Origin of the sequence: Chryseobacterium sp. CCNWLW53 (assembly GCF_037083525.1) — a bacterium.
GTDB classification, from domain to species: Bacteria; Bacteroidota; Bacteroidia; order Flavobacteriales; family Weeksellaceae; genus Chryseobacterium; species Chryseobacterium lathyri.
In genome coordinates this window covers 187213-208461 of record NZ_JBAOJR010000005.1, presented here as the reverse complement: position 1 = coordinate 208461, position 21249 = coordinate 187213, and the positions used below count along the sequence as shown (strand labels likewise).

General features: G+C 36.9%; 23 protein-coding genes. 11 read left to right on the top strand and 12 right to left on the bottom strand.

The features are described from left to right. Positions 1 to 80: 80 nt before the first annotated feature. Both V6R96_RS16975 and V6R96_RS16970 read left to right on the top strand, forming a co-directional pair. Positions 81 to 833: a metallophosphoesterase gene (locus tag V6R96_RS16975; protein ID WP_336379677.1), complete on the top strand. Its 753-nt coding sequence runs from the start codon at positions 81 to 83 to the stop codon at positions 831 to 833. 41 nt (positions 834 to 874) lie between these two features. Continuing rightward, entirely contained in the window at positions 875 to 1795 is a 921-nt protein-coding gene (locus V6R96_RS16970) for a LysR family transcriptional regulator (RefSeq protein WP_111955750.1), read from the top strand. On the opposite strand, the gene V6R96_RS16965 is transcribed toward V6R96_RS16970, so the two are convergent. Beyond that, positions 1748 to 2215 (bottom strand): N-acetyltransferase, encoded by a 468-nt coding sequence (locus V6R96_RS16965; protein ID WP_336379676.1) that lies wholly within the window; start codon positions 2213 to 2215, stop codon positions 1748 to 1750. The two genes, V6R96_RS16970 and V6R96_RS16965, sit on opposite strands and share 48 nt — an antisense overlap. After that, positions 2215 to 2649 carry a GNAT family N-acetyltransferase gene (locus tag V6R96_RS16960; RefSeq protein ID WP_336379675.1) on the bottom strand — a complete coding sequence of 145 codons (435 nt, stop codon included), beginning with the start codon at positions 2647 to 2649 and terminating at the stop codon, positions 2215 to 2217. The genes V6R96_RS16965 and V6R96_RS16960 overlap by 1 nt, the downstream gene beginning before the upstream one ends. 185 nt (positions 2650 to 2834) lie before the next feature. Between V6R96_RS16960 and V6R96_RS16955 the strand changes: the two genes are divergently transcribed. From V6R96_RS16955 to V6R96_RS16945, 3 genes are all read left to right on the top strand, one after another. Beyond that, entirely contained in the window at positions 2835 to 3710 is an 876-nt protein-coding gene (locus V6R96_RS16955; protein ID WP_111955756.1) for an aldo/keto reductase, read from the top strand. A gap of 111 nt (positions 3711 to 3821) precedes the next feature. Continuing rightward, a complete protein-coding gene (locus V6R96_RS16950; RefSeq protein WP_336379674.1) occupies positions 3822 to 4526 on the top strand; it encodes a DNA alkylation repair protein in 705 nt (234 codons plus the stop codon). 93 nt (positions 4527 to 4619) lie between these two features. Then, complete coding sequence (locus V6R96_RS16945; RefSeq protein ID WP_336379673.1) at positions 4620 to 5684, top strand: nitronate monooxygenase; 1065 nt, start codon at positions 4620 to 4622, stop codon at positions 5682 to 5684. Positions 5685 to 5842: 158 nt separating this feature from the next. On the opposite strand, the gene V6R96_RS16940 is transcribed toward V6R96_RS16945, so the two are convergent. The 5 genes from V6R96_RS16940 to V6R96_RS16920 all read right to left on the bottom strand — a co-directional run bounded on the left by V6R96_RS16940 (position 5843) and on the right by V6R96_RS16920 (position 9778). Continuing rightward, positions 5843 to 6274, bottom strand: a complete 432-nt coding sequence (locus V6R96_RS16940; RefSeq protein ID WP_336379672.1) for a hypothetical protein — start codon at positions 6272 to 6274, stop codon at positions 5843 to 5845. A 241-nt stretch (positions 6275 to 6515) separates the two neighbouring features. Beyond that, on the bottom strand, positions 6516 to 7853 hold the full coding sequence (murC, locus tag V6R96_RS16935) for a Mur ligase family protein (RefSeq protein ID WP_336379671.1): 1338 nt from the start codon (positions 7851 to 7853) through the stop codon (positions 6516 to 6518). 2 nt (positions 7854 to 7855) lie between these two features. Further along, positions 7856 to 8299 carry a hypothetical protein gene (locus tag V6R96_RS16930; protein WP_336379670.1) on the bottom strand — a complete coding sequence of 148 codons (444 nt, stop codon included), beginning with the start codon at positions 8297 to 8299 and terminating at the stop codon, positions 7856 to 7858. 15 nt (positions 8300 to 8314) lie between these two features. Further along, entirely contained in the window at positions 8315 to 9121 is an 807-nt protein-coding gene (locus V6R96_RS16925; protein WP_336379669.1) for a lysophospholipid acyltransferase family protein, read from the bottom strand. A gap of 27 nt (positions 9122 to 9148) precedes the next feature. Then, positions 9149 to 9778 (bottom strand): CoA pyrophosphatase, encoded by a 630-nt coding sequence (locus tag V6R96_RS16920; protein WP_336379668.1) that lies wholly within the window; start codon positions 9776 to 9778, stop codon positions 9149 to 9151. Positions 9779 to 10119: 341 nt separating this feature from the next. Between V6R96_RS16920 and V6R96_RS16915 the strand changes: the two genes are divergently transcribed. From V6R96_RS16915 to V6R96_RS16890, 6 genes are all read left to right on the top strand, one after another. Beyond that, positions 10120 to 10938, top strand: a complete 819-nt coding sequence (locus tag V6R96_RS16915) for an RIP homotypic interaction motif-containing protein (RefSeq protein ID WP_336379667.1) — start codon at positions 10120 to 10122, stop codon at positions 10936 to 10938. A 159-nt stretch (positions 10939 to 11097) separates the two neighbouring features. After that, the gene (locus V6R96_RS16910; RefSeq protein WP_336379666.1) at positions 11098 to 11499 is read left to right on the top strand and encodes a hypothetical protein; all 402 of its coding nucleotides are present in this window, start codon (positions 11098 to 11100) and stop codon (positions 11497 to 11499) included. A gap of 10 nt (positions 11500 to 11509) precedes the next feature. Beyond that, on the top strand, positions 11510 to 12241 hold the full coding sequence (locus V6R96_RS16905; protein ID WP_336379665.1) for a CsgE family curli-type amyloid fiber assembly protein: 732 nt from the start codon (positions 11510 to 11512) through the stop codon (positions 12239 to 12241). A gap of 11 nt (positions 12242 to 12252) precedes the next feature. After that, complete coding sequence (locus V6R96_RS16900; RefSeq protein ID WP_336379664.1) at positions 12253 to 12663, top strand: curli production assembly/transport component CsgF; 411 nt, start codon at positions 12253 to 12255, stop codon at positions 12661 to 12663. A 26-nt stretch (positions 12664 to 12689) separates the two neighbouring features. Beyond that, positions 12690 to 14054, top strand: coding sequence for a CsgG/HfaB family protein (locus tag V6R96_RS16895; RefSeq protein ID WP_336379663.1), 1365 nt, complete (start codon positions 12690 to 12692; stop codon positions 14052 to 14054). Positions 14055 to 14065: 11 nt separating this feature from the next. Continuing rightward, the gene (locus V6R96_RS16890; RefSeq protein ID WP_336379662.1) at positions 14066 to 15577 is read left to right on the top strand and encodes a carboxypeptidase-like regulatory domain-containing protein; all 1512 of its coding nucleotides are present in this window, start codon (positions 14066 to 14068) and stop codon (positions 15575 to 15577) included. A gap of 189 nt (positions 15578 to 15766) precedes the next feature. Here V6R96_RS16890 and V6R96_RS16885 read toward each other — a convergent pair whose 3' ends face one another. The 5 genes from V6R96_RS16885 to V6R96_RS16865 all read right to left on the bottom strand — a co-directional run bounded on the left by V6R96_RS16885 (position 15767) and on the right by V6R96_RS16865 (position 21147). After that, positions 15767 to 16414, bottom strand: coding sequence for a response regulator transcription factor (locus V6R96_RS16885; RefSeq protein WP_111956225.1), 648 nt, complete (start codon positions 16412 to 16414; stop codon positions 15767 to 15769). Positions 16415 to 16641: 227 nt separating this feature from the next. Next, positions 16642 to 17112, bottom strand: coding sequence for an OsmC family protein (locus tag V6R96_RS16880; RefSeq protein ID WP_336379661.1), 471 nt, complete (start codon positions 17110 to 17112; stop codon positions 16642 to 16644). A gap of 78 nt (positions 17113 to 17190) precedes the next feature. Continuing rightward, positions 17191 to 18594: a T9SS type A sorting domain-containing protein gene (locus tag V6R96_RS16875; RefSeq protein ID WP_336379660.1), complete on the bottom strand. Its 1404-nt coding sequence runs from the start codon at positions 18592 to 18594 to the stop codon at positions 17191 to 17193. A 336-nt stretch (positions 18595 to 18930) separates the two neighbouring features. Further along, positions 18931 to 20490, bottom strand: a complete 1560-nt coding sequence (locus V6R96_RS16870; protein ID WP_111955788.1) for a ribonuclease E/G — start codon at positions 20488 to 20490, stop codon at positions 18931 to 18933. Between the two features lie 366 nt (positions 20491 to 20856). Then, complete coding sequence (locus V6R96_RS16865) at positions 20857 to 21147, bottom strand: HU family DNA-binding protein (RefSeq protein ID WP_002984212.1); 291 nt, start codon at positions 21145 to 21147, stop codon at positions 20857 to 20859. Between the last annotated feature and the right edge of the window lie 102 nt (positions 21148 to 21249).

Sequence of the window (21249 nt, the reverse complement as noted above, 5' to 3'; positions counted from 1 at the left end):
ATGTCTCATTCATGGTTAAATATCATATAGCCGGTTGATCCTGTTGTCAGACTTCTCCTGTAATTTTGTTATGAAATAGAATGAATATGATACGGATTGCCATTTTTAGTGATGTACATGGAAACCTTCCCGCACTGGATGCAGTGCTCGGGGATATGGAGAAAAGAGGAATTACGCAGAAATTCTGCCTGGGTGATCTGGTTGATTTTGCCCCCTGGGGAAATGAAGTGATTGAAAAGATCAGATATCTGAACATTCCCTGTCTTATGGGAAATCATGACGAAAGAATTGCTTTTGATATCCCTGTTGTCCCTTTGCTTAAACATTCACCGGAAGAAACAGAAGCCAGATTTATAGCTATTGGTCACTCCAAAAAGCATATTACAGACAAGAATAAAACGTTTTTATCAGGATTACCTTTTCACATACAATTAAACTATAAAGTAGGAAAGCGGCACTGGAATATTCAATTGGTACATTCAGGTCTCTTGAATAATGATATTTACCTGTATGAATCTGAGAATAATAAGGTTTTTATAGATATGCTGGAAGAATCCCAGTCTGATATAGTTGTAATGGGACATACTCATTTATCATTTAAAAAATATTTTGAAACTAAAGGATGGGCTGTTAACTGTGGATCTGTAGGCCGTTCCAAAGAAGAAAACCGCCTGGCATCCTACCTGATTCTGACGATGGAGGAAGATCATATGCTACCTGAGATTATTCAAATTCCTTATCCTATTGAAGAAACTGCCCTTGCTATCGAAGAAAGCGGGATTCCCGATTATTATGCATCCTTTCTAAAGAATGAAAAAACATCAGTATTATAATTATTTTGTAATTTTGTATCAGGATATTTATAATTAAAGTTATGGTCAATTTAGAATGGTACCGCACTTTTAAAGCGATATACAAAACCGGAACCCTCACAGGAGCAGCAGATTCCCTGTTCATTTCACAACCTGGCGTGAGTCTCCATTTAAGCTCATTGGAAGCGTATGTAGGATATAAATTATTCGACAGAACCGGAAGGAAAATGATCCCTACCGAAAGAGGAAAAGTATTATTCAATGCTGTTTCTGAACCGATTTCCAGGCTGGAAGATGTAGAGAAAAACTTTCAGAAATCCACTGAAAAATTAACTCCTACCATCAGTGTGGGAATGTGTTTTGAGACCTTCCAGACTACACTGGAGCAGTATGTTTCTACTTTACCTTTTAATCTGATCATCAGCTTTGGAGAATATCCCGAAATGCTGGATCAGCTGGATAAAGGGATTCTGGATCTGATTATTACACCCAAAAAAGGAGTTTCACCTAATATCGAACATGAGGCATTTTCTTCCGAGCAGATCATTCTTGTAGGCGGAAAAGACATAGATACGGAGAGCTTCCGGAAAACACTCGATACCAAAGGAATAGAGCATGCCGAAGAATGGCTGAAACAGGAAAAATGGTACGGAACGACAGGTGATATGGAGCATCTTTTCCAGTTTTGGATCATGAATTTCGGGCATAAACCGAATTTCCGTCCCAATTATATAGTCCCGAACTTAAACTCCATTATCCGCTGTCTGAAAGGTGGAACAGGACTGGCTGTTATTCCTAATTTTCTGTGTAAAAATGAAATAGAGAACGGGGATGTCAAAATGATCTGGGAAGGTGAAAAAAAACTGGAAAATACACTCTATTTCGGCTGCAGAAAAAAAACAAATTATCAGTCTGAAATCGATCATATTAAAGGCTTATTCAGAAAGGTCATGGGCAAGAACAACCATGTCGCGCATCTGTAATCCGTTTTCATAAATAGGGAATGGGTAATGGTCTGTAAAGAAATCTTTACGTATTCCCTTTTTTATAAAGCCGTTCTTTTCGTAAAATTTAATCTGTTGGAAACCTGTATCTGAAGTTCCTACAGTTAAAATTGCATAGCTATTTTCTTTGGCTATTTCTTTCGCTTTATTAATAAGAATACTGCCAATTCCCTGGCTTCGGTAGCTTTCAATAACTGCTATGTTTTTGGTTTCCAATTCTGTACTGCTATTTGGATGCAGCGCCATTACAGCAATATTCTGAAAGCCGTCATTTAAAACATAAACGATACAATCAAAAATATACTGGTTAATGGCTTCAATAGTTTCATCAGCAAGTAACAGTAATTCATACGGAATATTCGTTCCCGGTTCTAGCTTATTAAAAACGAGATTTTTCATTACAGACTCATATGAATAAGTGGATAATCTTTTCCTGAGCCATCCTTCTCCGATCTTCCAACTCTTTTGAAACCCATTTTTTCATAAAACCCAATAGCTTTAGGATTCTGTTCGTTGACATCCACTTTGGTCAGTCCTGTAGTCTCCTTCATAAATTCGTAAAGTTTTTTGCCATATCCTTTTCCCCGTACATCATCATGAATAAAAAGCATTTCCAGATTATCCTCAACTACAGAGGAAAAACCTTTTGCTTCACCATCTTCCGAAATCAGATAAACATCAAGATGCGGGAGATAGTCTCTTGGAATAGCTTCTTTAAAATAATTAAAATCTTCGTTAGTAAGGAAATCATGGGTTGCTTTTACAGCAGATTCCCAGATTTCCATAATTCTTGGATAATCTTCAGCTGTAGCCAGCCTGATTTGATGGGACATTGTTATGAATTTCCTGCAAAAATAGGGAAATTAGGTTAGAAGTTAGAAAGAGTTGTGAAATGGAGAAATATTATCAACAGCCTCTAATTAGTTTAAAAACAGTAAAAATGGTAAGCAGGATTCCAATTTTTTATTGCAAATTTGTTAGGCTTTACATTAATATCAAAAATTAAATTAAAGAAATTATGCAAAAGAAAACATATGCAGGGCAGCCTGTAGTGACCTTAAATAACGGAGTGGATATTCCGGCTTTGGGCTTTGGAGTATGGCAGATGGAAAATCTGGATGAATGTGAAAAAGCAGTGGTAAAAGCCATTCATACGGGATACAGAATGATTGATACAGCAGCTATTTATCAGAACGAAACAGCAGTGGGCCAGGCGGTGAAAGACAGCGGAGTGAACAGAGATGAGCTGTTCATTACTTCAAAAGTCTGGGTTCAGGATCATGGTTATGAAAAGGCAAAGAAAGCCTTTCAAAGAACTTTGGACAGGCTGCAGATGGATTATCTGGATATGTACCTGATCCACTGGCCTTATGGGGATTTCCTGGGAACCTGGAAAGCTTTGGAGGAATTATATGCAGAAGGAAAGATCAAGGCTATCGGCGTATGTAACTTTACGGTAGAGAAGTTAGAAGAATTGAAAGCCAATTCAACGGTTCATCCTGTAATCAATCAGATTGAGCTTCATCCGGTTTTTCAGCAAAAGGAGCTTCAGGTATATGACAGAGAAAACAATATCGTAACGCAGCCATGGAGCCCTCTTGGAAACGGAAATGCAGATCTTTTAAACAACTCCCAGCTAAAAGCGGTTGCTGAGAAATACAATAAAACAGTAGCTCAGGTGATCCTGAGATGGCACCTTCAGGAAGGCTTTGTTGTCATTCCGAAATCTGTAACGCCTTCAAGAATTGAAGAAAATTTCAATGTTTTTGATTTTGAACTGACTGAGGAGGAAATGAATATTGTCCGTTCTTTAGATACAGGCAAAAGACTGTTCTTTGATCCTAAAGACCCTGAATGGGAAGAAAAGATGTTGAAATCCGTAGCGGATATTTAATATAATATTTCTCTATTATCCCTCCCGCAGATCAAACGGAACACAGATTTAATACAACAATCTGCTGAGTCAGTTTAATCTGCGGGTGTTTTTTTTCAATTAGATAAAATCATGACTGCAGCACAATTCATAGAAAAACTGTTCACTTTCAGAAATGAGAAGGAAATAGACAAGGTTGAAAAATTTTTTAAAGGAAATGATGATAGTACAAAGCATTTTGGGGTTAAGTTCGGGGATGTTTTCAAAACGGCAGAAGAATTTTCTACTTTGCCACTGAAAGAAATTAACAAGCTTCTCGATAATGATTTCTACGAAGTAAGAATGGGTGCAGTGAGCATTATGAGTTTTCAGGCAGGGAATAAAAAAACATCGGAAGAAAAGAAAAAAGAACTATTTGATCTGTACTTACAGCGTCACGACCGTTTAAACAATTGGGATTTTGTAGACCGTGGAGCCAGGAATATTATCGGAAACTATCTGATTGATAAGTCAAGAAATATTTTGTACCAGCTGGCTGAATCTGAAAACCCTTGGGAAAGAAGAACGGCCGTTGTCAGTACGCATGCTTTTATCAGAAAAAATGATGTTGAAGATACCTTTAAGATTGCAGAAATCCTTATTCATGACCCTCATGAGCTGGTAAATAAAGCAGTTGGAAGCTGGATCAGGGAAGCCGGAAAGAAAAATCTCAAAAGACTGTATGATTTTCTTGATCAGTATGCGAAGGCAATGCCTGCTGCTACTTTTTCTTATGCTATAGAAAAACTCGATCCTGAAATGAAAGAGCAATATAAGGAACTGCGTAAGGAGAAGTAAAAGATTCATCTGTAGGTGTTTGTGAGCAATATCATGCTTTATAAACTTAACATATCATCAGATTTTTGTAAATTTTACATAAAAATAATTCTTATGTTTTGGCCGGATACACTCAATAAAATTTTTGATGTAAAATATCCTGTAATTCAGGCTCCGATGTTTGGGGTAAGTACTCCGCAGATGACTGCTGCAGCTTCAAAAGCCGGATGTCTGGGATCGCTTGCATTAGCAGATCTTTCTGCAGCTCAATCTGCTGAGTTCATCAGAGAGACCAAAAAACTGACAGATCAGCTGTTTGCTGTCAATATTTTTGTCCACCATATTCCTGAGCTGACAGATTCTTTGAAAGAAAAATTTGTTAAAACCAAACAGTTTATTACCCAGCTTGCAAAAGAAAATAATATAGAAGTTCAGCTTCCTGATCCTGAAGAGATCAAAGTGAATGGCTATCTTGAGCAGATAGATGCTATTATTGAAGAAGGCTGTAAGATTCTGAGTTTTACTTTCGGAAACCTGGATGGTAAAAGCATTCAGAAGCTAAAAGAACATGGAATAACCCTTATAGGAACCTGTACTTCTGTAGAAGAAGCTTTAGTCCTGGAGAAATCTGGAATTGATATCATTTGCGTGCAGGGAATTGAAGCCGGAGGTCACAGAGGATCTTTTGATGCTGATATTATTTCTGAAATTGGAGGAATGTCTTTATTTTCTAACGTATATAATCATGTGAAAGTTCCGCTCATTTATGCAGGCGGTATTTATAATGGAAAAACTTTGAGGGCAGCAAAAGAACTTGGAGCACAGGGATTCCAGGTTGGAAGCATCTTGCTGGCATCAAAGGAAAGTGCTTTACAGCCGTTTGAAAAAGGAAGACTGAAAAATGTAACAGAAAAGGACATTGTCCTGACGAAAAGCTTTTCGGGCCGGTATGCGAGAGGAATTAAAAATAAATACATCGAAACTCTTGAAAACTCAGCCTACATTCTGCCTTATCCCTATCAGAATAAGCTGACGAATGAGTTGCGCAGGGTTTCAAAAACATTGAATAATCCTGATTTTGTAGGCATCTGGGCTGGACAATCAATTCACGATTACAGTGAACTTTCTACTGAGGATATATTGGAAAAGCTTATTCATCAGGCTGAAATTATTTCCTGAAATTATTTACATATTTAAACACTGTAAATAATGAAGGAATACCCTGAATTGTTTTAAAAAACCACCTTTAGGAATGTTCCAAAGATGGTTTTTGTATTTCTGATCAATAATAATAAGAGGTGATAGAGGTAAAAATAACCCTATATTCTGCTAAAATGTTAATATTCTGCTGAAGCGGTAAGAATCTGTCCAATATCTATGCTTTTTTTTACCAAAACTCCATTTACATAAATCTCAACATTCAAAGTGGAAGTGTCATTAAGACCTATTGCCTTTGCTTTAATTTTTGTAGGGAGGCTAACGTTACCAGGTGCCGGGGCTATTGTCTTATACTCAAATTCTGAACTTGTCCATGAAGTACTGTTAATTCCTGTAACTGAAATGGGCTCGACACCATTAGGGTTAGGATTCTGATAAATAATATTAGTTATAACAGAACCAGGAGATGCTTCTACTTTGTAATACCATTTAAAATTAAATTCTTTAAGCTCTGGATCATCATCTTGATGACATGAAGAAAGGACTGAAAATAACCCCATTATTATAAAAAAAATAATTCCTTTGCTCTGTCTTTGTGTGTTGTTTGTCATTTATATTTTCTTTGCATAATTGTGATGCAAGAATACTTGTTTTAGACAAAATAGTAATAAAAATGAAGTGTTACATAGATATGACATCTACTTAGTAATATAATAATGTTCTGTAATTATTTTATTTTGAGGATGATATAAAATAAGTAGATTGTTTCCAAAGATAGGGGGATACTAATGAAAATGAAAATTAAAAAACGTTCTTCAAATAAAGAACGTTTTTTAATTGATGTGGAAAATATTATTTTGTAAGATCTAATCCTCCGAAGTTGCCGGAGCTCATCATCAGGAAAACACCGTCAGTTTTATCCAGTGTTTCCCAATAGGCATGCAGTTCTTCGGCATTGGTGAATACCCTTAAGGCATCATTTTTGAATTTTTCTTTAATGAATTCCGGGGAAATAGGTTCCATTCTTTTGATCTTTAATGCATCTTCAGAATAGAAGACTATGGCTTTATCCAAGCCGTCCATAGCATGATCATATTGTTCAAGGAATAATGGATTTAAGCTTGAATAGGTGTGAAGCTCCAGGAATCCGTATTTTTTTTCTTTTTTAAACTGCTCACAGAAAGCTTTTACCGCAGCTTTTACTTTGCTTGGTGCATGGGCAAAATCCTTGTATAGAACTCCCTGATCTTCTCTTTCTACTTTTTCGAGACGTTTTGAAGCTCCTTTAAAACTCATAATGGCTTCGTAGAAATCTTCATCCATAATACCCAGCTGACGGCAGATATGCCTTGCTCCTTCCATATTCAGTAAATTGTGAGCGCCAAAAACAGAAAGAGGAACGTCGCCCATTTCAGTTTTTAGATACACTTTTCCATTACTGATCTCATATTCAGGAGTTTTGTAAGGGATTTTTCTAAAATAGTTTTCGGCAGCTTCCACTACTTTTACCACTTCTGCATCTTCTTCATTGTAGACCAGAACACCACCGGGAGTAATACTTGCAACGAATTTTCTAAACTGTTCTGTGTAATCGTCAAACGTTTTGAATACATTGATGTGATCCCATGCAATTCCGCTCATTAAAGCAATATTCGGCTGGTACAGAAGAAACTTTGAACGGAGATCTATAGGAGAGGAAAGGTATTCATCACCTTCTAGCACCATAAAATCATTCTCTTGCGTTAGCTTTACCATACAGTCAAAACCTTCCAGCTGTGCACCCACCATAAAATCTACATCTTTCCGGTGAAAGTTCAGCACATGAAGAATCATGGAAGTAATGGTTGTTTTACCGTGCGATCCGGCAATGACCACTCTTGTCTTATTTTTTGACTGTTCGTAAAGGAATTCAGGATATGAATAAATTTTTAAACCCAGCTCTTTTGCCTTTGCCAGCTCAGGGTTATCCTGATGCGCATGCATTCCAAGGATAACTGCATCAATATCCGCAGTGATCTTTTCCGGGAACCAGCCCATTTCCTGTGGCAGAATTCCTTTCTTTTCCAGTCTGGATCTTGAAGGCTCAAAAATAGCGTCATCCGAACCTGTTACCTGATATCCTTTGTCTTTTAATGCAATAGCAAGATTATGCATGGCGCTTCCGCCGATAGCAATGAAGTGGGTTTTCAACTTTATTTATTGTTTTTTTTAACATTATTATTAATGACCTCCTGGAAAGCATTCAGAATATTGTCCCAGTTTGTCGTAAAGTTCGGCATTATCATGCTGGCGTCAGACTTGCTGCCCTCATTCGGCCCTTTCTTTACATTAATGGAAGTGGTTACATGATCATACAGCTTTTTGTGGTCTTCCTGTATCTTTCTGAAATTGTTTTGGGAAAGTGTTTGATCCAGTTTCTTTAAATCTTCATCAGAAATTTTAAAGTCTTGTTTGTGTTTTTTCCCTGCTTCTTCTAAAGAATAATGTACATTATTACCTTTGATGAGTAAATTCTCGTATCTGGGGGCATAACCTCCGCTTCTGGAATAGCTTATATCAAAATCTGAATATACTTTCTGGCTGTTACACGAAACTAATACTATGACCGTGAATAAGATCCCTAATATTTTGTTCATAATTTTCTACTTACTTTAATTATTTGAATCCTTTTGTTCTAATTTTTTAGCTTTAAGTTCTTCATCATAATTGTGTAGTACGTTGAAATCTTCTGTCTGCTCAATGGCAGTCATGATTTTCAATAAAATTTCAGGCGCCTTTTCGTTGTCATAATCTATATCCAGAGGTGCTTTGAATTCCATGGTAGGTTTTACGCCTGTAACCTTAACACGGAGGCCCTTTTTGTCAAATGCCCTTCTGAACCCGTTGATCTTGATAGGAATCACAATCGGGCGCTGATTTTTGACCAGTTTGGCTGTACCTCTTCGTCCTTGTGCAAAAGCAGATGTAGTACCTTGAGGGAAAGTAGCTACCCAGCCGTTGTCCAAAGCTTTCATAATATTGTCAACCTCAGTGAGATCTACCATTCTGTTGACTGTTTTCCCCTCTGCTCTCCAGGTTCTTTTTACTGTTACAGCACCCGCAATCTTAAAAATTTTCGGAAGAATCCCTTTATTCATGGTTTCTTCTGCTGCCACATAGTAAAAGTCGATCTTGGGGTTAAGCAGGTAGATAGGGTTTTTAATCGTGTTCAAATATCCGTTGTTCACAGCACAGAATGCATGGTACATTGCTGCTACGTCTGCAAAATAGGTTTGATGGTTAGATACAAAAAGCACGTTGGAATCAGGCAGATCCACAAGGTGTTCCGTACCGGTTATCTTTAATTTATTAAAGCCGTTGAACCTTCTGTAGGATACAATTCCTAGAATAAAAATAACAAACCTTTTTAAAAAATAAGGTGTTCCGAATGCATCGGTGAAAATATTTTTCTTCGCCATCTCTCAATTAAACACGGTAGTGCAAAGTTACATTTTTTTCAACAACTGGCTAAACTCGCTCAATATCATTGCTGTAGCGCCCCAGATGATATATCCGTTGAAATTAATGACCGGTACTTCATGCCCGGCAGCACTTGGCAGCGCCATCATTTCAGGATTATCCGGAAGACCGAGAAAAGAAGTGATAGGAAATTCTATAGTTTCTACTGCTTCAGTCTGCTGAAGAACGAAAAACGGATTCTTTTTAGTATATGAAATGTAAGGATATACATAAAAATTACTCGGTGGGATATAAATAGGGGACATCTCTCTGATCACCCTTATATAATGCTTGTCTATACCAATCTCTTCCGAGGTTTCACGCACTGCGGTTTCAGCAAAATCTCTGTCCATTTCTTCACGCTTTCCGCCGGGTAGAGATATTTGCCCGCTGTGTCTGTCATGTTCGTTGATCGTTCTTTGGATCAGAGGGAAATACCACTCATTATCTTTTAAGTAGAGCACAATGTTAACAGCTGCGAATTTTGGATTTTTTGCCAACACTTCATCATACGTAAATATGGGTCGGGAAGGAGGTGAAAATACTCCATGAGCATTGATCCCCGGCAGCTCTACATTTGTAATTTTCCTCAATAAATCTTTTCCAAAACTTTCCATACTTCAAATTTAGCAATATATACTGAAGAAAAGAATAGGCATTAACATTTATTAACCATCAGACTTTGATTTCAAAATTAAAAAGATCAAAAAAATTAAGGATGCATAAAATTGAAAAATAAATGTGTAAAGTTTGAGTTATTTTATTCACTTATTTGAAAATCAATGTAATATCATACCGTATTTTTACGTAACTGAAACAGGTGATTTAGAAAAAACAGTTTACAGTTACATTCAAAACTGTAAACCGTGATTTTGAAAATTTACACTTTAGCAGTGGTTTTTCATTTTGGTTTAGAATATACCTTTGTCATACTATTAACCAATTAATTTTTATCAAAATGAAAAACTTTATTACCGGTGTTTTTACACTAATGGCCATGAGTTTCAACTTCGCACAATCAAACATTGATGTTACTGCCCAGATCGGAAACTTGAATACCGCTACTGTTAGTCAGACAGGACTTTTGAATATCAACAGCCTTACACAGGATGGAAACCGTAATACGGCGGACATTGACCAGATAGGTGCTCTGAATGTGAACACTGCTGAAAGTATCGGTAACAGAAACTCAATTGACGTAGACCAAACAGGTCTTGCCAATACTAACGATGTAAGCCAAATGGGAAACCGAAACTCTGCAGTAACCTGGCAGCTTGGCGCATTCAACTCTACAGAACAGACTCAGATCGGAAGAAGAAATGAAGCCTCTTCTACACAGTTAGGCTTAGGAAACGCAGTAGTACAATATCAGGATGGCAGAAGAAATGATGCTTCAGCGGTTCAGGTAGGTATCGGAAATGACGCTTACCAGATTCAGCTTGGAAGAAGAAATGACGCAAGTGGTCTTCAGGTAGGTAATGCTAACCTTTTAGTACAATATCAGGACGGAAATGATAACAGTGCCACAAACGATCAGGTAGGTAACAATAATATTGCAGCAGCCGTTCAGATCGGGGATGATAATATGGCCATGGGAGTACAGGTTGGAAACAGCAACCAATTATACCAACTTCAGTTAGGGGATTCCAATACAGCAATCGATGTTCAGATGGGTAATAATAACTTTACCTGGGTAGCCCAAAGCGGAGATTCACACATTCATGTAGGAACCCAGCTGGGTAACGGAAACTCAATGGTTATTAACCAATCCAATTAATAATGTACCGTAATTTAGAATAAAAGGAGAGGCTGAGGCTTTCTCCTTTTTTAAACTTTTCATGATGAACATACCCAGAAACCATGATTTTACATCTGTACCTGCTGGGTGTGTTTTTCTCAGTCCTCTATTCATGTACCTTTATTAAAAATTAATACCATGTTTAAACCGGGATGGGGTGCCTTTACACTTTTCGCAGTACTGTGCATGAATGCGCAACAGCTGGATTGGGACAAGGTCAACAGCAATACGGTTCTTGATCTTATGGCAAAACAACAGACGGAGCAGCAGGGACTTTTTGGCTCCAGCGTCCTCCAGATAGGAGATTACAACAATGCAGAATTTTTTCTTAATCCTAAAACCAATATTGCTGTACAGCAATTGGGAAACTTCAATACACTTTATTTTATCAATTCTTTTACAGATAAAGAAACCAAAACAGCCGTAACTGCCCAGGGAAATAACAATATCATTGATATTACAGGCAGCAATAGCGTGTCAGACGGAATGCAGATCAATGTAAAAGGGGATAACAAAACCATTTTCATGAGAAATTATTAAAACACAAGTGATGAAATTTTTATATTCCTTAAATCTGTGTACTTTATTTATCTTCCTGTCCGCCACAGTGAATGGGCAGGAAGATAAAAAAGTAAATGCAAAGATTGAAAAGAGTATTCTTGAAAATCAGATCAGGCTTAAAGCAGTTGTAATCAATAATACAGCAGTGTATAAAGAACTGAATTACCTGTTGGTTTCCATTAAAAAAGGAAATGGAGGAAATCTTTCCAATAACCAACAGAGTGGGAAATTTTCTATCAATCCTAATGAAGTAAAAGTTTTGTCAGAGATCAATATTAACCTTGAACAGAAAGATGCCCTGAAAGCTTTCCTTTATATAAAAGATGAAGAAACCCAGAAGCTTATTGCGAAGGACAGTCTTGAAGTTAATACCGATCTGTTCAGAAAGAAAACTGCCAAAGTAGAAGAAGATGCAGTTTTTGAGCTGAAGGGACTTACTATTGATGAGACCAAAACTAAGGTTGGAAAAGACTTTTATGATCTTTTTTATATCCAGTACAGCCAGATTCCTGACAAAAGCAATGGTGCAGTTACCATTTCTGAACTTCCCCTTCGCGGTACCAGCGGGCAGATCAACATCCAGATCGATGATAAGGTAATTTACAGCTTTATGACCAATCCAAATGAAGATTACCTGAAAGAACAGCTGGCAGCCAGCCTAAAATATATCAAAGAATTTAATGCAAAGAAAAATCTTATTAAAAATGAATTTATCTACTAAAAACGTCCGCCATGAAAACTTTTATCATTACTTTAATCTTTATTGCGGGTATTTTCTCCGGAAAATCTCAGCAGCTCGTTTATAAGCCTGTCAATCCGGCATTCGGAGGCGATACTTTCAATTATCAGTGGCTTTTAAGTTCAGCAAATGCTCAGAATCAGTTTGATGAAAAAAATGATTTCAGCAGTTTGCTCGATAATGTTAATTCTCTAGACAGTTTTAGCCAGAGCCTGAATAGGCAGATACTGAGCGAGCTGTCCAGGAAATTGTTTGAGGATCAGTTCGGGGAGGGCAGTATAAAGCCCGGAAATTATTTTTTCGGATCACTTTACCTGCAGATTACTACTACAGCCCAGGGACTTTTGATCAATATTTTGGATACCAGTACAGGTGATCAGTCCGAGATCGTCATTCCAAAATAAAAAATAACTAAAAAACCAAACTTACCATGAGAACTTACACTTACACCAGAATTTTTTTCTGGACACTCCTGCTATGCTTAATGCAGGCCTGCAGTTCTATCCTGGGACTTCCTTCCGATCCTGAAAGATCTACCATGGGAGAGCTCACACCTTCCACTGCGGAACTGAGGAACCTTCCTCTTCCTAACGAGAAAATCGTCATAGGGGTCTACAAATTCAGAGACCAGACCGGCCAGTATAAACCGTCGGAAAATGGGAACAACTGGAGCACCGCGGTGCCTCAGGGAACAACAACCATCCTGATTAAAGCGTTGGAAGACAGCCGGTGGTTTATTCCCATTGAAAGAGAAAATATTGCCAACCTTTTAAACGAAAGGCAGATCATCCGGTCCACAAGGCAGGAATACATGAAAGATGCCGATAAAAATAGCCAGTCTCTTCCCCCTCTTCTCTATGCCGGAATTCTTCTGGAAGGTGGTGTGATCTCTTATGACAGCAATACCATGACCGGAGGCCTAGGAGCAAGATATTTCGGAATAGGGGCTTCTACGCAATACCGCCAGGATAGGATCACCATTTATCTTCGTGCCGTTTCTACTCTTAACGGTGAAATTCTTAAAACGGTTTACACATCAAAAACGATTCTTTCTACCAGTGTGAACGGTAGCTTTTTCAGATATATTGATACGGAAAGGCTGCTGGAAGCAGAGGTTGGGCTTACCCAAAACGAACCTGTACAGCTTGCAGTAACCGAAGCAATAGAAAAAGCTGTAAGATCCCTGATCGTTGAGGGGGTCAGAGATAAAATATGGGGTAAAGCATCTGAAAACTTAACCGGCTACCAGGCACTCATTAATGATTACAAAAAAGAGCAGGATGCGAATGTAGGTAGAACAGTAGGTAATAAATTTCCGGAAAATTACAGACAGAAAATGTCAGTTTTCGCCAGTGTGGAAGCTCAGAAAATCAAGGATGATTATGTAAATCCTAAAATGAATGTTGGTGGAAAATTGGGAGTGAAATATTTTATAAGTCCTAATTTCAATATTGAAGCCAGTGGCAGCTATTTTACTTTAGAGAACGAAAATATTATTAAAAGAAATTACCTTGTTCCCGAGCTTAACTTTGAATTTCTCTTATTTCCAAAATACAGGCTCAGTCCGTATATCTATGGAGGAGCGGGAGCAATGTTTTCAAAATACAAACCTCAGTATAAAGGCCAGGTTGGCGGAGGTCTGGAATTCATGATCGGAAATAATACTGCAATCCGGGCTTCTTCACAATATGATATCGGTTTTAAAGATAATTGGGAAGGTATGGTGAACGGGAAAAGAAAGGATCAGGCACTCCGGTTCGCTATTGGAATCAATTTTTACCTGGGAAACAAATAAAAACATGAACTATGAAAACTTTAATCAAAATACTCAGCATATTCATCCTTACTTTTTGTCTGTTTTCATGTAATGAAGATCTAATAGAACAGGCTCAGACAGGATCATTGAAAGGAAAAGTTGTAAAACGGGGTACCAATGTACCAATTTCTAATGTGAAAATTTTTACAGCACCTACTACACAGACGGTTTTCAGCGGAACGGACGGTACATTTGAAATTGCCGCGATGCCGATAGGAAATTATTCTGTGAAGGCCGAACTCTCCGGCTATCTTACCAATTTTCAGGGTGTCAATATACAAAACCAAAACCAGGTTGTAACCGTGGTTTTTGAAATGGACGATGATGAATCGCTCAATTCTCCTCCTTCTGCACCGCAGTTGCTAAGTCCGGTAGACAATGCGGTAAATCAACCTTTAAACGTTGAGCTGACATGGACCGCTACGGATCCTGATACGGCTGATGTTTTAAGATACAGTTTAACAATTAAAAATAACCTTGATACGAATGTGATCCAGGTTAATGATTTGGCGGCGAATCATTATTCGCTTTCCAATTTGAAGTTTGGTGTTAGTTACTTCTGGCAGGTGTCTGTTTCGGACGGCATTCACCCGCCAGTTTTAAGTACCATCAGTAAATTTACCACCAATACGGTTCCTGCCAACCGCTATCATTATGTGCAAAAACAGAACGGAAATTTTGTAATTATGTCAAGCGATGCAACGGGGAACAGCTTCCAGTTTACCAACTCATCCTATAACAGCTGGAGGCCAAGGAAAAATAACAATGCCGGACTGATTGCATTTCTGCGGACGGAAGGCGGAAGTACCCATATCTACACAGCGAATCCTGACGGATCGAATCCTTTTAAGGTTACTACAGTGCCTGCTGCAGGATTTAATAATTATGAAATGGATTTTGCCTGGAGTACAAACGGTCAGGAAATTCTTTATTCAAACTTCAATAAATTATACAGGATCAATAAGGATGGAAGTGGATTGACGCTAGTTTACACAACTCCTGACGGAAGCATGATCTCTGAATGCGACTGGAGCTATGACGGAAGCAGGATTGCCTTAAAAACGAATGACTACAGCGGCTACAATACAAAAATATATGTGATTGATATGACCGGAAGTATCTTGAAAACTATTGTGTCAGGATTATCCGGAGCTGCAGGCGGACTGAATTTTTCTGTGGACGGCCAAATGCTTGTGTACACCAGGGATATGTCAGGATATCAGGATGGTAGCGGAAATTACCGCCAGCTGGATTCCCATATCTTTATCTATAATCTGGTAAACGATACCGTTTATGATATTTCTGCGGAAAGCGAAAAACCGCTTGGAACCAATGACCTTGACCCGAGATTTTCTCCGAATAATGCTCAAGTGATCTTTATGAATACCTCCAATGACAATATCTCGCAGAAGAATGTAATGGTCATTGATCTCAACAGTTCCATGACCGATCTTTCAAGAACATCTCTTTTCACCAACGGCGAAATGCCGGATTATGAGTAGGGAAGAAGAGCAATTAAGTGTGAATTGTGAATGGTCAGCTGTTAATTTAGTAGTTGGCCATTCATTTATGGCTATATCTTAAAATTTACTATTCACTTGCAATGCAAAATTGAAGATTCACTTCACCCCGAAAAAATTCCAAACCTGAAGGTTTGGAATTTTTTCGGGGTGAAGTGAAATTGGTTTTCATCAGTCGATAATGTGGTTTTCTAAGGCGTATTTTACAATTCCTACGGAATTTTTGGCATTTAATTTTAAGAGAATTCTTTTGCGGTGGGTTTCTACAGTATTGATACTTATAAAAAGCTTTTCAGAAATATCTTTACTGCTGAATCCGTCGCATATCAGTTTAAGGATTTCCATTTCTCTGCGCGTAAGGGGTTCTTTCATTTGCGGGTTCGGTTTTCCTTCCTCGCTGCTCATAAAGTTGATCATTCTTTCTTTGGCATTGTCACAGATGTAGATTTCGTTCAAAAGCAGAACATTAATAGATTTTAGAAATTCATTATATGTGCTGTTTTTGTCAAGGTAGCTTTTTATGCCTTTGTTAAAAAGCTTCCGGATGTCTGTCATATCGTAACTATTGCCTATGACAATAATTTTGATTTTTTTGTTTGTGGAGGTAATGTCTTCTACAAGTCTGAAAATATCTGTAAGCATCAGCATATTGGAGCTTATGACCAGAATTTCCGGAGGGTCTTCTTTTAATTGTTCAAATAAGCGTTCATAAGAATTACAAATGTCAATCGTGTTAAAAATTTTGCTCTGTGAGAGCAGTTTTGATAAACCTTCAGTATACAGTAGCGGCTCATCAAAAATGATTAGTCTCGGTTTCATCATGGTTAGTTTTATTTATATAAAAATATAAAAAAAACTTTACATTTTAAATAAAAATAACAATTAATTGTATTTTTTTACATATAAAATGATGATAAAATATTATTTTTATTGATTATTTGATAAATAATTCTCTTATTGTGGAGTTTTGAGCATTAATTTTAGAGTTATTGTAGTTAAAACTTAGTATTAATGGTATTTTAATTGAATTTAAACCAGACTAAAAATTATTTAACTAACACGGTAGGGATATGTTGTACCGGAAAATTGACTGACTTAGCAATAAAGCAAAATTGTCCTGCCTTGTGATGAAGTTCTTTTGCTTTTTCGATCATTGATTCTTCCGCTACAATCACTGTAGGATGTAAGGTAACTGATGTAAAGTGGCCGCTTCCATCCGCCGTTTCGGTCATAATTCCTGTGGCTTCATCCGTATAACTGGTAACGATAATACCTTCTTCTGAACAGAAATGAAGATACCATAGCATATGGCAGGAAGAAAGAGAGGAAAGGAAAAGATCTTCGGGATTATGTTTGGTTTTGTCTCCACGGAATGCAGGATCAGAAGAACCTTCAATGAGTGCCTTGTCTGCAATCTGAATCGTATGACTTCTTTCGTAGGTTCTATAGCTGCTGGTTCCTGTTCCCTTGTTGCCCGTCCAGACAATTGTTGCTTTGTAATGGTGTTCTTTGCTCATTTTTAGTTGGAAATAAAAAAAGTATCTGCTAAAATTAAGCAAATACTTTTTAATATATTTTATAAGATAGTTTGAATCCTAATCTTTAATAAGTTTCCTGGAAATAATTTTTCCATTTTCAAAACTGATTTTTGCAACATATACTCCTTTCGACAAATCTGAAACAGTTGAATTGTTTTCTTTTATGGTTTTTATAAGCCTTCCATCAACAGAATATATCTCTATTTTAAGCACTTTTTCTTTTGAAGAATAAACAAGGTTTTTCTTAACAGGATTTTCAAATGAAAAAGCTGAGGTATCCTTTGCTGTATTTGCAGTCGCCAACGAGTTATTTAGCAAGAATTTCAGTATACTATTTCCTCTTACTGCAAAAATATTAGTATCATTTATGATCATATCACCTATGAAAACCAATCCATTAGTTGTTTCAGAATAATAATTGAAAACAGGGTCAATGTTCCCGGTTGAAGTAAGTTTGGAAATAAAAAACTTTTCCATCATAGAACCAGTTATTCCTGAAATATAATAATTGCCATTTTTTTCGGTTATTGGTAAAGATAGGTTAGCACCCTCTGTACTGGTAAAGGGGAAAGCATTGATATCAAATATAAAAGAACTGTCATAAACTCCATTGGAATTTATCCTGAAAATTTCATTATCAATGTTTGAACAAATAATATTGTTACTGCTGTCCATAAAAGCTGCATTAATGAGCCCTGGTGAAGAAGGAAAAGCTAGAACCCCATTGTTGCCAAAACTTGTAAAAGGCTGCCCGTTACTATTATATTTTTCTATTGCTCCAGTTGGGTTACTTTGGCCACTGATAAGACTTATAATATTCGATTGGTTGTCTAAGAAAACATTAGCTCCTGCAGTTTGGATAGCTCCGTTGTTACCAAAGGTATTATCAATAGTGCCATTTTCATTTAATCTATATACAAGAGAATAGCCTAAAAGTGATCCAAAATTATTAAAAGCTGCCCCATAAACAATTGGTTTATTGTTTTGTAAATATAAGCCGTATCCCAAAGTATTTGAATCCGATCCAATATAAGGGATAGTGCTTATTCCATTAGTACCGAAAGACGGGTCTAATTGCCCATTAGGGAGAATCTTTGCTACAGCGGTGCCATCATCATAAAGACATACTATGAAAAGTTTACCGTCGGTATGTTTTTTCAATTGGGTATCATATGAGTTGTATGGAATTATAGTTTCCCCGTTATTTCCAAAAGATAAGTCAACAATTCCGCTAGGAGTAAGCTTTGATAATGCAGTTTCGGGATTTCCTGAAATGTTGTCTTTGAGATAGGTGAAATAAATACTCCCGTCAGTGTTCTGAATAATCTGTGTGTTGGAAGAACTACTGGCGGTGGGAATTAAATATTTACCATTTAATGCAAAACTGCTGTCATACGAAATAATCTGTGCGGATACACTTTGAATTACCATAAGTAATCCCAGTAATAAAATTTTTTTCATTATTTATATTTAAGATTTTATATTAATCTACTGTAACCCAAATGACTTTTTTCAGTTCTGAAAGTTTTGCCCTTTAGTTTTGCAATTTTATCAAGAAAGTTGATTTAATGCAAAATAGCAGCTATGACATAAATATGACAAGAATTTAACTTACATGTAGTCAGATTTTTAATTTGATACAAAAACGTTGAGTCTTAAATATGTTTAATTGATTGTCTAAAAGTGTAGCATGTCTTAAATATAATTACTCCAATAGAATCAGAGGCCGTTTCTTATATTTATGAACGGAAATAATAAAAAAAACCTCCAGACAAGCTGGAGGTTTAGAATTTTGTGTTAATTAGAATATCCAACCAATTCTTCTTTTTTCGAATTGTAAATCTTGTATTCTAAATATTTGAAAGAATCCCGTGGAATGATGGTTACCCACTTTTTATACTTGATGAACCATTTCATCTGGATGCTTTTGATTCCTTTGGTAAGGTAGGCTTCAACGAAAGGGTGTACATGCAGGTAAAGTTTTCCTTTATCCTTCTGTATAATGTTTCTTATGGTTTCCTCCATTCTTTCCACGATTACAATCGGAGCTATAATTTCTCCGTCTTTGTTCGGGTTTTCTTCTTTGGTTTCGATCTGTTTTTCCGGGCGGTTTCTTTGTCTGGTAATCTGGATGAGCCCGAATTTGCTCGGTGGAAGAATCTTATGACGTGCTTTGTCGCGCTTCATTTCTTCTTTCAGATGTTCGTACAGATCCCTTCTATGTTCAGGATTCTGCATATCGATGAAGTCGATTACAATGATGCCTCCCATATCACGGAGACGAAGCTGTCTGGCAATCTCGGTGGCTGCCATTTTGTTTACCTTCAGAGCGTGCTCTTTGTTTACAGAGGCTCCGGTTGTGATATTATTTCCGGAGTTTACATCAATCACGTGAAGTGCTTCTGTATGCTCTATAACAAGGTAAGCACCTTTTGAACTTGGAATATTAACGTGTTTTCCGAAACTCTGTTTGAGTTGTTTTTCAACGTTGTAATATTCGAGAAGAGGAATGTGGGAACTATAAAACTGGACAATATTCTTTTTTTCCGGAGCTATGACCTCCACGTAGTTGGTCATTTCGTCTGCCATCTGCTCATCATCGCAAATGATGCTTACGAAATCCTGGTTGAAATTGTCTCTTAAAATAGCTGAAGCTTTGTCTTCTTCGCTTAAAACTCTGGCCGGAACCTTACTTTTCTGAATATTTTTGAATGTGCTTTCCCATTTTTGGATCAGCTGATTCATATCATTATGAAGGTCTGCTACTTTTTTTCCTTCCGCTACGGTTCTTATGATGACACCGAAACCTTCAGGCTTGATGCTGTCAATAAGTGTTCTCAGTCTTTCTTTTTCCTCAGTAGTCCTGATTTTTTTAGAAATGGAAACTTTATTGTCGAAAGGGATCAGGACCAGAAAACGTCCTGTTAAAGAAACCTGGGTAGAGATCCTCGGACCTTTAGTGGAAATAGGTTCTTTAGTAATCTGAAGCAGAACAAGATCATCTTTTGCAATGACTTTGTCTACGGTTCCGTTTTTGTCTATTTCGGGTTGTATCTCGAAATTCTTTAAGCTTGAAGTGCTCTGCTTTTTAGAAATAGTATCTTTTAAAAACTTTCTGTAGGTGAGGTACTGTGGTCCCAGATCCTGATAATGCAAAAAAGCATCCTTATCGTACCCGATATTTACGAATGCGGCATTCAGGTTAGGTGCCAGTTTTTTTACTCTTCCTACAAACAGATCTCCAACTATAAATTCGCTTTTGTCCTCTTGCTCATGAAGTTCACATAGTCTTCCGTCTTCCAGTAGTGCAATCTTTGTAAGATCATCTTCATGCGAAACTATTAGTTCTTTCTTCATTTTGTATAAGATAAAAATTTATTAAGATTATAGGAAACTGGCGTATTTTTTAGCAAATAAATAATTTTAAATATAAGAATTTAGAATGAAATTGCTCTATCTTTTTAAAAATATCTGCAAAAGCCTTTTTTTTCCTTGAGAATCTTATAGTTGCAAACAAAAATATAGTCGGTGAACTCTAAATAAATAAAACCACCAACTATATTATTATATTGTAAACCTCGAAAAAAAGAGATTATTTTTTCTTATGTCTGTTTGCTCTTCTTCTTTTCTTTCTTTTGTGAGTTGCAACCTTGTGTCTTTTTCTTTTCTTTCCGCTTGGCATAATTTTAATTTTTTAGTAACTAGTTAATATTCAGTTAATTTTTATTTTACTGCGACTTTTGTTTTTACTTTCTCTACAAAAGATTTTGAAGGTTTGAAAGCAGGAATGTTATGAGCAGGAATTTCAATTGCAGTGTTCTTAGAAATATTTCTTCCTGTTTTAGCAGCTCTTGTTTTAATGATAAAAGATCCAAAACCTCTCAGATAAACGTTATCCCCATTATACATAGAAGTCCTGATCTCCTGCATAAAAGCTTCTACAACTTTCTGTGTTTCATTCTTTTCTGTTCCCAACTTATTTGAGATGGTGTTTACCAATTCTGCCTTTGTCATTTCCTTTTTTAATTTTAAATTTTAGGTGTGCAAATTTAGTTAAAAAAATTGAATACTAGCAAATTAGTGGCAAAATATTTTTGCTTAAAGAGTTGGAGTTTT

What these genes read in the sequence shown, in the direction of transcription:
- V6R96_RS16975 (WP_336379677.1), top strand. Translation starts at nt 81, where the DNA reads ATGAATATGATACGGATTGCCATTTTTAGTGATGTACATGGAAACCTT.
- V6R96_RS16970 (WP_111955750.1), top strand. Translation starts at nt 875, where the DNA reads ATGGTCAATTTAGAATGGTACCGCACTTTTAAAGCGATATACAAAACC.
- V6R96_RS16965 (WP_336379676.1), bottom strand. Translation starts at nt 2,215, where the DNA reads ATGAAAAATCTCGTTTTTAATAAGCTAGAACCGGGAACGAATATTCCG.
- V6R96_RS16960 (WP_336379675.1), bottom strand. Translation starts at nt 2,649, where the DNA reads ATGTCCCATCAAATCAGGCTGGCTACAGCTGAAGATTATCCAAGAATT.
- V6R96_RS16955 (WP_111955756.1), top strand. Translation starts at nt 2,835, where the DNA reads ATGCAAAAGAAAACATATGCAGGGCAGCCTGTAGTGACCTTAAATAAC.
- V6R96_RS16950 (WP_336379674.1), top strand. Translation starts at nt 3,822, where the DNA reads ATGACTGCAGCACAATTCATAGAAAAACTGTTCACTTTCAGAAATGAG.
- V6R96_RS16945 (WP_336379673.1), top strand. Translation starts at nt 4,620, where the DNA reads ATGTTTTGGCCGGATACACTCAATAAAATTTTTGATGTAAAATATCCT.
- V6R96_RS16940 (WP_336379672.1), bottom strand. Translation starts at nt 6,274, where the DNA reads ATGACAAACAACACACAAAGACAGAGCAAAGGAATTATTTTTTTTATA.
- V6R96_RS16930 (WP_336379670.1), bottom strand. Translation starts at nt 8,299, where the DNA reads ATGAACAAAATATTAGGGATCTTATTCACGGTCATAGTATTAGTTTCG.
- V6R96_RS16925 (WP_336379669.1), bottom strand. Translation starts at nt 9,121, where the DNA reads ATGGCGAAGAAAAATATTTTCACCGATGCATTCGGAACACCTTATTTT.
- V6R96_RS16920 (WP_336379668.1), bottom strand. Translation starts at nt 9,778, where the DNA reads ATGGAAAGTTTTGGAAAAGATTTATTGAGGAAAATTACAAATGTAGAG.
- V6R96_RS16915 (WP_336379667.1), top strand. Translation starts at nt 10,120, where the DNA reads ATGAAAAACTTTATTACCGGTGTTTTTACACTAATGGCCATGAGTTTC.
- V6R96_RS16910 (WP_336379666.1), top strand. Translation starts at nt 11,098, where the DNA reads ATGTTTAAACCGGGATGGGGTGCCTTTACACTTTTCGCAGTACTGTGC.
- V6R96_RS16905 (WP_336379665.1), top strand. Translation starts at nt 11,510, where the DNA reads ATGAAATTTTTATATTCCTTAAATCTGTGTACTTTATTTATCTTCCTG.
- V6R96_RS16900 (WP_336379664.1), top strand. Translation starts at nt 12,253, where the DNA reads ATGAAAACTTTTATCATTACTTTAATCTTTATTGCGGGTATTTTCTCC.
- V6R96_RS16895 (WP_336379663.1), top strand. Translation starts at nt 12,690, where the DNA reads ATGAGAACTTACACTTACACCAGAATTTTTTTCTGGACACTCCTGCTA.
- V6R96_RS16890 (WP_336379662.1), top strand. Translation starts at nt 14,066, where the DNA reads ATGAAAACTTTAATCAAAATACTCAGCATATTCATCCTTACTTTTTGT.
- V6R96_RS16885 (WP_111956225.1), bottom strand. Translation starts at nt 16,414, where the DNA reads ATGAAACCGAGACTAATCATTTTTGATGAGCCGCTACTGTATACTGAA.
- V6R96_RS16880 (WP_336379661.1), bottom strand. Translation starts at nt 17,112, where the DNA reads ATGAGCAAAGAACACCATTACAAAGCAACAATTGTCTGGACGGGCAAC.
- V6R96_RS16875 (WP_336379660.1), bottom strand. Translation starts at nt 18,594, where the DNA reads ATGAAAAAAATTTTATTACTGGGATTACTTATGGTAATTCAAAGTGTA.
- V6R96_RS16870 (WP_111955788.1), bottom strand. Translation starts at nt 20,490, where the DNA reads ATGAAGAAAGAACTAATAGTTTCGCATGAAGATGATCTTACAAAGATT.
- V6R96_RS16865 (WP_002984212.1), bottom strand. Translation starts at nt 21,147, where the DNA reads ATGACAAAGGCAGAATTGGTAAACACCATCTCAAATAAGTTGGGAACA.